The sequence below is a fragment of the Pedobacter sp. 01N416 genome (assembly GCF_056399685.1).
In genome coordinates this window covers 1-8,920 of record NZ_JBFTRT010000393.1, presented here as the reverse complement: position 1 = coordinate 8,920, position 8,920 = coordinate 1, and the positions used below count along the sequence as shown (strand labels likewise).

General features: G+C 38.6%; 7 protein-coding genes, 1 pseudogene and 1 riboswitch. Of the genes and pseudogenes, 2 read left to right on the top strand and 6 right to left on the bottom strand.

Going from position 1 to position 8,920, the window contains the following annotated elements; translation table 11 throughout:
- Window positions 1-257 (bottom strand): annotated as a pseudogene (locus AC1DND_RS19665) (phosphomethylpyrimidine synthase ThiC); the annotation flags it as partial.
- 141 nt (window positions 258-398) lie between these two features.
- Window positions 399-602, bottom strand: a complete 204-nt coding sequence (gene thiS, locus AC1DND_RS19660; protein WP_029277981.1) for a sulfur carrier protein ThiS — start codon at window positions 600-602, stop codon at window positions 399-401.
- Window positions 603-666: 64 nt separating this feature from the next.
- Window positions 667-755, bottom strand: a riboswitch (TPP riboswitch).
- A gap of 872 nt (window positions 756-1,627) precedes the next feature.
- On the opposite strand from thiS, the gene abc-f reads away from it, so the two are divergent.
- Window positions 1,628-3,214 (top strand): ribosomal protection-like ABC-F family protein, encoded by a 1,587-nt coding sequence (gene abc-f / locus AC1DND_RS19655; protein WP_477584199.1) that lies wholly within the window; start codon window positions 1,628-1,630, stop codon window positions 3,212-3,214.
- Between the two features lie 51 nt (window positions 3,215-3,265).
- Window positions 3,266-4,567, top strand: a complete 1,302-nt coding sequence (locus tag AC1DND_RS19650) for a leucine-rich repeat-containing protein kinase family protein (RefSeq protein ID WP_477584197.1) — start codon at window positions 3,266-3,268, stop codon at window positions 4,565-4,567.
- Here AC1DND_RS19650 and AC1DND_RS19645 read toward each other — a convergent pair.
- From AC1DND_RS19645 to pepT, 4 genes are all read right to left on the bottom strand, one after another.
- The gene (locus AC1DND_RS19645; RefSeq protein ID WP_477584195.1) at window positions 4,517-5,443 is read right to left on the bottom strand and encodes a TlpA family protein disulfide reductase; all 927 of its coding nucleotides are present in this window, start codon (window positions 5,441-5,443) and stop codon (window positions 4,517-4,519) included. The genes AC1DND_RS19650 and AC1DND_RS19645 overlap by 51 nt on opposite strands.
- A 220-nt stretch (window positions 5,444-5,663) precedes the next feature.
- Window positions 5,664-6,089, bottom strand: coding sequence for a VOC family protein (locus AC1DND_RS19640; protein ID WP_215165533.1), 426 nt, complete (start codon window positions 6,087-6,089; stop codon window positions 5,664-5,666).
- A 760-nt stretch (window positions 6,090-6,849) separates the two neighbouring features.
- A complete protein-coding gene (locus AC1DND_RS19635) occupies window positions 6,850-7,716 on the bottom strand; it encodes an aldose 1-epimerase family protein (protein ID WP_477584193.1) in 867 nt (288 codons plus the stop codon).
- Window positions 7,717-7,957: 241 nt separating this feature from the next.
- Window positions 7,958-8,920 (bottom strand): tripeptide aminopeptidase PepT (gene pepT, locus AC1DND_RS19630; RefSeq protein WP_477584191.1); only part of this gene is annotated, 963 nt, incomplete at its 5' end.

Here is an 8,920-nt window from a genome sequence, read left to right as displayed (position 1 = left end):
TCCCTTAGGCGCGGTAAGCCTTTTTTTACATCAATAACAACATTAGGATCGGTATATGGTCCGCTGGTATCGTAAACCGTAACAGGCGGATTAGGCTCGGTTAATCCAAATCCATTATGGATTTTGGTTTCCGATAAACTGATTTCGCGCATGGCCACCTGGATATCATGGATTTTTCCAGGTACGAAGATTTTGCGTGAGGCCGGAAAAGGACTGCGGCTGATCACCTCTTGGTTCGGTGTTTTTTCTTGTTTCATATCAGTAGAATCAATTATTGAGTGATTGAATGAGTGATTGAATGAGGGATTGAGAGTTATTGAGTGAGAGAATGATTGAATGACAGAAAGGAGTGAATTGGCTATGCTTTACATTCAATCATTCAAAATTTATTCATTCTATTATCCTCCCTGCGTGGCTTTTATGAGTATAACCTGATCGGCTGGATTTAATACATGGGTTGCCCAGTCTGATTTGGGAATAATGGTTTGGTTTACGGCAATGGCAAGGCCGTTTGTTTCGGTTGAAATGACAACAGCAAGCATCTGTTCAATGGAACAGGCTTCGTTGAGCAGATAGTTTTGATTGTTTATAGTTACTTCCATATTTTAAAAAATTGGAAAAACTATAGAGATTGCCCCAAAATGGAGATCGAAAAGACAGCAATGTAAGATTGCTTTCACTTTTCCCTTCGGCAGTACTAACTGCATCAGGTTCAAAGGGTATTTCTCAGCACGTAGGCACCCCTAAAGTTTTTTGTAAATATATGCGATTAAATTTCTAATGCAAATTTAAATTTATATAGATAAAATCTATAAAGAGCTAACGATAATATAGAGATAGGGGGTGGAAGAGTACAAAATTGTCATCCTGAGCGTAACGAAGGATCTTTACTAATTAGGTGTAACATCGGAAAAAGATCCTTCAATGCTTTCAGGATGACAATTGGAACGATTAAAACAAAATTTTCACCACTCAATCTTCGATCCCAGACTCCCGACTTCGGACTAAACTCCCTCATCCATCTTTTCTTTTTTTTTAACCGCAGAGGGCACAAAGAGAAGGCGCAAAGGCCGCAGAGCTAGGCGTAAAGTTCTTTGCCGTTTAAGGAATGTAAGAAAATATAAGATCCTTGAGCTTATATGAACCTTCTATGTCTTATATGGTTCAATAAAAATATTGGTGAATGACACGTTGTTCGACTCATGACTTCAGACATAACCCTCCCCCATCATCCATCATCCATATTTTTTAACCGCAAAGGAACAGAGTGAAGGCGTAAAGGTTGCAGAGCTGGGCGTAAAGTTTTTTACCATTTAAAGGATTTAAGAAAATATAAAGCTATTGAGCTTGTATGATCTTCTATGTCTTTGGTTAATTAAAAAGATCCTTCACTTTTAACTCTGCGCAGTACAAGCTCGCTTCGCGCCTCAAACTACCGACTTCAGACTAAAGACTATGGACTAATTAACTAATCCACACCACCCGCCTTTCGCAAAATGCAAAAATTCCTTACCTTTGCAGCATCACCAAAACACCCCATACATGTAAGATTCATTTCTTTTCAGAAAATAGATAACCAGCAGAGCGGATCCGTTCCTGCAATTATTTACAATAAAAAAAGAAATTTATGCTTATTCTACAAGGGGCTAACTACATCCATCCTAATGGAGATTTACTGTTTTCAGACTTAAATCTTACCATTAACAAATACGAAAAAATTGCACTCATTGGTCATAATGGGGCAGGGAAATCGACACTTTTAAAAATTTTGTCGGGTAAACTCAGGCCAACTGCCGGATATGTTAAAACGGAATCGGTGCCTTATTATGTGCCACAGCTTTTTGGTCAGTTTAATGATTTTACCGTTGCGCAGGCACTCAGGATTGAAGATAAACTAAAAGCATTGAACGAAATCCTCAACGGAGAAGTAACCGACGAAAATTTGACTATACTCAACGATAACTGGACCATTGAGGAACGTTGCGCGGAAGCTTTGAGTTATTGGCTATTGGAGGGTTTAGACTTAAACCAAAAAATGGAAAGTTTAAGCGGGGGACAAAAAACCAGCGTATTTTTGGCTGGCATCGCGATACACCGTCCGGATATTGTTTTGATGGATGAACCGACCAATCATTTGGATCAGGAAGGCAGAAACAGGTTGTACGATTATATCCGATTGACCAGGAAAACTTTGGTGGTGGTGAGTCACGACCGTACTTTATTGAACCAGATTGAGAAAGTTTGCGAGCTAAGTAAGCGGGGAATAACCATTTATGGCGGAAATTACGATTTCTATGCTGCGCAAAAGAAAATTGAAAATACTGCTTTGAACAATGATTTAAAAGCAAAGGAAAAAGCGTTGCGCAAAGCTAAAGAAGTGGAGCGGGAATCGATCGAGCGGCAGCAGAAGCTTGATGCCAAAGGGAAGAAAAAACAGGAAAAAGCTGGATTGCCGACCATTTCGATGAATACGTTAAAAAATAATGCAGAAAAAAGTACAGCAAAATTAAAGGCCGTGCATACCGAAAAGCTCGATCATATTTCTGCTGAATTAAGCCTGCTCAGGTCTGTGCTGCCTGATGCAGACAAAATGAAGATCGGTTTCAACCAAGCCAGGCTGCACAAAGGGAAAAGTATTGTTGAGGCTAAGGAGGTCAATTTTGCTTTTCACGATCAACTACTTTGGAAGGAGCCGCTTAGTTTTCAGATTTTTAGTGCTGAGCGTTACGTGATAAGGGGCCGGAACGGATCGGGCAAAACCACCTTGATCAAGCTTATTTTGGGGCAGCTCCAGCCCTTGGTGGGAAGTTTAAACAAAGCAGACATTAGCTCCATGTATATTGACCAGGATTATTCGTTGATCGATAATCAACTTACAGTTGACGAACAGACCCAGCAATATAACTCTGGTGCATTGCAGGAGCATGAAGTAAAAATCCGTTTAAACCGGTTTTTGTTTGGCAAAACCGATTGGAACAAACCTTGTTCGGCCTTAAGTGGCGGCGAGAAAATGCGGTTGATCCTTTGTTCGTTAACCATCAGCAACCAATCGCCCGACCTGATTATATTGGATGAGCCTACCAATAACCTCGATATCCAGAATGTAGAAATTTTAACAGCGGCCATTAACGAATACCAGGGAACGCTTTTAGTCATATCGCATGATGAATATTTTCTTAACCAAATTTATGTGGAACATAGCATTGATCTTTAAAATAAATATATAGCCTTATCTTCGTTCCAAATAATTAAAACCAGTATACCTATGCAAAACCTGTTAGCACTACAAAGTGGCGAACTTAAAGGAGCAGTATCGTTAAAAATTTCTGAAAACCTAACCGAGTTTCCAAACGAAATATTCGAGTTGGCCGATACTTTGGAGGTGCTGGATTTATCTTTTAATAAATTAAGTGCATTACCGGCAGATTTTGGCCGTTTAAAGAAATTGAAGATTTTCTTCTGTTCAGAAAACCTTTTCACGGTTATGCCTGAGCAATTGGCCGACTGCCCTTTGCTGGATATTGCAGGTTTTAAATCTAACCAGATTAAAACGGTGCCTGCAAAATCACTGAATCCTAATCTTCGCTGGCTGATTTTAACAAACAATAACATTGCCGAATTGCCAAAAGAGATTGGGCAGTGTACGCGGATGCAAAAGCTGATGTTATCGGGCAACCGTTTGGTGCAATTGCCTGATGAATTAAGTAATTGCCAAAATTTATCGTTACTGCGGATTGCTGCTAATAAACTGCATGAGCTGCCACAATGGATTGCCATGATGCCTAAACTTTCGTGGATTGCATTTTCCGGGAACAACTTTAGTAAAACTCCTGCTGTAGAAACACTTTCGTTAATTAATTGGCACGATTTAGAAATTAACCATTTATTGGGTGAAGGCGCATCGGGTATTATTTCGAAAGCAAACCGGACTATTGGTGATGAAACCCAGGAGGTAGCCGTTAAATTATTTAAGGGCAATGTAACCAGCGATGGCTTGCCGGAAGATGAAATGACGGCCTACATTGCTGCGGGTTACCACCCTGGTTTGGTTAATTTAATCGGGCAGATTGCCCTGCACCCTGAAGATAAAAAAGGACTGGTGATGGACCTCATTCCTCATCATTTTTATAACCTGGGTAATCCGCCGAGTTTAGAAAGTTGTACAAGGGATGTTTTCCCTGAAGCTATGCAGCTGTCGGAAAAACAGTTGCTGAGTATTGCCAAAACCATTGCCTCCTTAGCCGCGCAATTGCACGAGGCCGGGATTATGCATGGCGATTTATATGCGCACAATATCCTGATTGATGATGAGGGCAGTACTTTATTCGGCGATTTTGGTGCTGCAAGTTTTTATGATCAGGCTGAGGTTACACTTGCCACCGCTTTAGAGCGGATAGAAGTGAGCGCTTATGGTTACCTGCTCGATGATTTACTTTCGTTAAAAAACGAAACGGTAAGCGAAACGTGTTCGAATGCTTTGGGTACCTTAAGAGACGCCTGCTTAGTTGCATCACCATTAAACAGGCCTGGTTTTCAGGATTTGGTTGATGCGTTGGTGAAGATTTAAAAGCAAAAACTTATCTTTCGAATTATTTTGTAAAGATAAGTTGCTCCAACGGCAAGGTCCGCACCACGATGCCCAAAATGACAGATAAATGTACTTCTGATCTATAGCCTTAATTGCCAATTGTATTTCAGGGTTTTTGAGTTTCTCATCTTTAAATGCCGCTTCTTTAATAGTTATGTTATCTTTAATTTCCTGATAAATACTAACCGCTTCTCTTGGGTTTTGATTGGATACAAATGCCTTAAGTTGATCAACCGACCAATCATCAAATGAATTAATAATGTTCAGATATAAGACCGGGGCATAAACAGTGGTGTCGTAAGACAGTTTCTTGATAAACTCAAATCTATCTTTCAGATTAAGATTATAGTTTTCGTTTCGGATATCAGCCCGCGAAGCTATCTTGTCGTAATCTTTATATTTTAGCCTAAGCTTTTCTCCATTTTGATGGAGTATTTCATTGGTTCTGTCTTCAATCCTTTTAATATCAGCTTGTGCTTTAGAACCACTTGATCGATTGATAAAAGCCATTTTGTTTGTTGTAGGAAAAAAATATTCAACTTCGACATGACTGCTTTCAGGAGATAAATAGAAGGGTACGAATGAAGTATTGTCAGAATCGAAACGTAATATGCATTCGAAATAATTTTCATTTTTAAATGCAAATAGGAACTGACCATCCTTAATTCTGCTAGGAGATATTGATGTTCGAATTTTGTCGCCCAGTTTTTGGAGATAAAGTTTTGGCGTTTTATGGTTGAATGAGGTGTCTGTAATCTTAATATTTACCCAGACAGAGTCAGTAAGCGCTTTACTGTTCAGTGCTGAGGATGCAAGCAGTAAGGTGAGGCATAACGTTATTTTTAGATTTTTCATTCAATAAAAATGGTGATTCAAATTTTTTCATCCCATATATTTAACACTCTTTAACTATCTGATTTTATTGAATGTCTGTAATGATCAGTCTGTTGCTGGATAAACGTAATCAACAATGCTGACAAAATCTGTGCTGCCTATTTACTGAAAAATAACAAAGCTTAAGGCAGGATATTAAAAAATCCAGAGTAGTTATACCCTGGATTTCAACTGCGATTAACTATTTAGCATTACTAAAATTAACCATCCATTGGATACCGAACCTGTCTTTAAAGCTACCGAAGTAATCGCCCCAGAACATATCGTCCATTGGCATTTCGATGGTGCCACCTGCTGAAAGGCCGTTAAAGAAGCGATCGGCATCTTCGCGGCTCTCGACATTGAGGTTAATGTACATGTTGTTGCCTTCTTTAAGTACATGCCCTGCCGAAGGTACACAGTCAGACGCCATTAAAACCGTATGCTCATTAATGGGTAAGGCTACGTGCATTACACGGTTTTTTTCTTCGTCGGTTAATTTATCCGATTCGGGTGCATCGCCCATTTTTGCAAAGAAGGTAAATTCTCCGCCAAAAACCGACTTATAAAAATTAAAAGCTTCTTCGGCTTTGCCGTCGAAGTTTAAGTAAGGGTGCATGGTTGCCATAATCTTATTTATTTTGTTTACAACTAAGTTACTGCACCTTTTAATGATAAAATGGGTGTACTTGAGACAAATGTAAGGGCGTTTTTGACATCGTCAAATTAATAAACTTGTATGGTTCCATCTTGTTGCGATGGCCTTAACTCGGCTGTCGAATTTGAGAAAATATGTTTTTAAATAGGCTAAAATATTTTATTCATTTTGCAATAGCTTTTGGATAAGTTATTCTTTTACAGATGAATAAAACTGAACGGAAATAAATCCTTTATCTTTTTCATATTTGTAGCAGGGTATTAAACATTTAATGAAATAATTCTCGATCGTCCCAAAATAATTTTAGATTTGAGTAAACACGTCCTCTTTTTGAGGGCGTGTTTTTTTTGCAAAAAAAAACCTTTCATTGCTGAAAGGTTTCGCGTTTTAATCTAAATCGTCCCGTTGATTTAATTTTAACATTATAAATATAGTTATCAACATGTTAACATCAAATTAAAAGGTAAAAATACCCCTTTATGGGTAGTGGTTTCCACTACACCGCGATAACAGAAATTTTAATGTGCATAATTATTTGTTTGCTTCAATACGCCATTTACAAGCCGGCAATGTTGCTAATAACAAACTGGAGGCAATATTGCGAAAACAGAATAATTAAAAGGGCCCCTGTAATTTGCAAAGAAAAGCATGAAGAGGGCAAAGGCAAGTGTTAGCAAAAAACTACCGATAGCCAACTTAATTTTGTATCCAACTATAAGCAATAACCCATCTAGAAACACTCTACTTCCCAAAACCGCGACCAGTTTTCGCCTACACCAAGTTTTACTATACCCTCTTTGCGTGTTAATTCCTGATCGTGGTTAACGCCATCGGCCACTCCGCACCATGGCTCTAAACAAATAAAAGGGGCATCGGTAGCAGCCCAAATGCCAAAGAAAGGGAAATCATCGAAATGGAAATGTAATCCATAATCGTTTTTGTTGTTGAGCAAGCTGATGCAGTTGCTTTGAAGGGTTTTAAAAACCAGCGCATCGTTATAAAACAAATCATGTTTAAGGTTTAACCTGTGGCCACCCAGTTCAATGAGCTCCGTTTCGTCGGCTACTAAGCCATCTTCCAGTTTCCAGAAAGTTAATTTCTCATCGCTATTAAAAGCAAGATAGTAATCTTCGTAAACGGTATTGGGGGTATTGGGTACCGCAAATGCCGGGTGCGCACCAATTGAAAATAAAAGCTCGGCAGTACCGGTGTTTTTTACCTCGTAAGTTAAGCTCAGCTTTCTATCTATTAATTGATACCTCAGTTTCAGTTCGAAATAAAAAGGATATACTTTTAAGGTATCTTCATTTTGGGTTAAAGTAAAAACAGCTTCAGTTTCACTTATTTTTTCGAAATTAAAAACATGATCGCGGGCGAAACCATGGCGTGGCAGCTCATAGCTTTTACCTTGGTAAGTAAAACTGTTTTTTTTTAATGAGCCAACAATAGGAAATAAAACCGGACTGTGTTTTGCCCAATATTTAGGATTGGCATTCCATAAATATTCCAGCTTGGTTTCTTTACTAAATAAGCCTTGAAGTTCTGCGCCTTTAGCCGCCAGGCTAACTTTTATATAATCGTTCTCGAGAGTTATCATTTGCAATCTAAATTAACAAAAAGATGTACTTTAAAAATATCTTTTTTATTAATTTTGATTACTAATAAAGCTTAAGCAAATGAAAAGCTTAAAGCACTATTTATTTTATTACCCGCGCATTTACTTTCGCTTAAAATAAAATCAGAAACCCATGGCGATAGATTTAACAAAATTATCAAATGCAAAAGTGAAGGCCGCTATTACCGCATTGCAAAAAGGCGATGAAAAAATGTGGTTTCCTTTATTTGCTATCGATGTTGCCTTTTACGACGACGGAAACCAGATGAAATTTAATAACTTCTTTAAGAAAGCGCTGGGACATGAGCGTTTTACCAGTATAGATAAAGTTGAAAACAAAGGATTGGAGGTATATGGTCATTTCCACTCCGACCAATGGGGTGATTTTAAAACCTGCTTTAAATTTAAGGTAAACAATTTTAGGATGCTGATCCAACACCTGTTTCATGTTGCGGTACTGTGCTTTAATATTAATTTTATAGGTAGACTTTGGGTATTTAGCCATCACCTTTTTTACGGTTTCTTCTAAAAACTGCCCATGTGCGGCTAGTTTTTCATCGGTAAAATCTCTGATGATAAACTGTGCTTCTGCTTCTTCTACCTGTCCGTTCATACTTACGGGGTGGATAAATCCTTCTTTTTGATGTGTAGCTTCTGGTGTGAGTGTGTCTTTTGGCAGCGAATCTAAAATTTCAGCAAGGATCTTAATGGCACTTTCCATTTTTCCTTTTGCAAAGCCCGGGTGAGTGCTTACGCCATAAATTTTAAGGGTGGCGCCATCGGCAGAAAAGGTTTCATCTTCGATTGAACCCAGCGTTTCCCCATCTATGGTATAGCCAAAATCTGCACCTAGTTTCTTTAAATCGGCTTTATCTACGCCGCGGCCTATTTCTTCATCAGGGGTAAAAAGTAGCTTTATGGTTCCGTGTTTTACATCAGGATTGCGCATTAAAAAGGCAGCCGCTTCCATAATTTCTGCTAACCCTGCTTTATTATCGGCACCTAATAAAGTTGTTCCACTTGCGGTGATAATATTGTTGCCAATCTGGTGCTTTAAGTCTTTGTGCTCAGACAGTTTTATTATAATATTGTTGTCATCTGGCAAAATTAAGTCCTTTCCTTGATAATTGTCATGAATAATCGGTTTAACATTTTCTCCACTACAATCTGGCGAGGTATCCATATG

Coding starts and splice junctions, on each gene's coding strand:
- thiS (WP_029277981.1), bottom strand. CDS start 602: ATGGAAGTAACTATAAACAATCAAAACTATCTGCTCAACGAAGCCTGT.
- AC1DND_RS19650 (WP_477584197.1), top strand. CDS start 3,266: ATGCAAAACCTGTTAGCACTACAAAGTGGCGAACTTAAAGGAGCAGTA.
- AC1DND_RS19640 (WP_215165533.1), bottom strand. CDS start 6,089: ATGGCAACCATGCACCCTTACTTAAACTTCGACGGCAAAGCCGAAGAA.
- AC1DND_RS19645 (WP_477584195.1), bottom strand. CDS start 5,443: ATGAAAAATCTAAAAATAACGTTATGCCTCACCTTACTGCTTGCATCC.
- abc-f (WP_477584199.1), top strand. CDS start 1,628: ATGCTTATTCTACAAGGGGCTAACTACATCCATCCTAATGGAGATTTA.
- AC1DND_RS19635 (WP_477584193.1), bottom strand. CDS start 7,716: ATGATAACTCTCGAGAACGATTATATAAAAGTTAGCCTGGCGGCTAAA.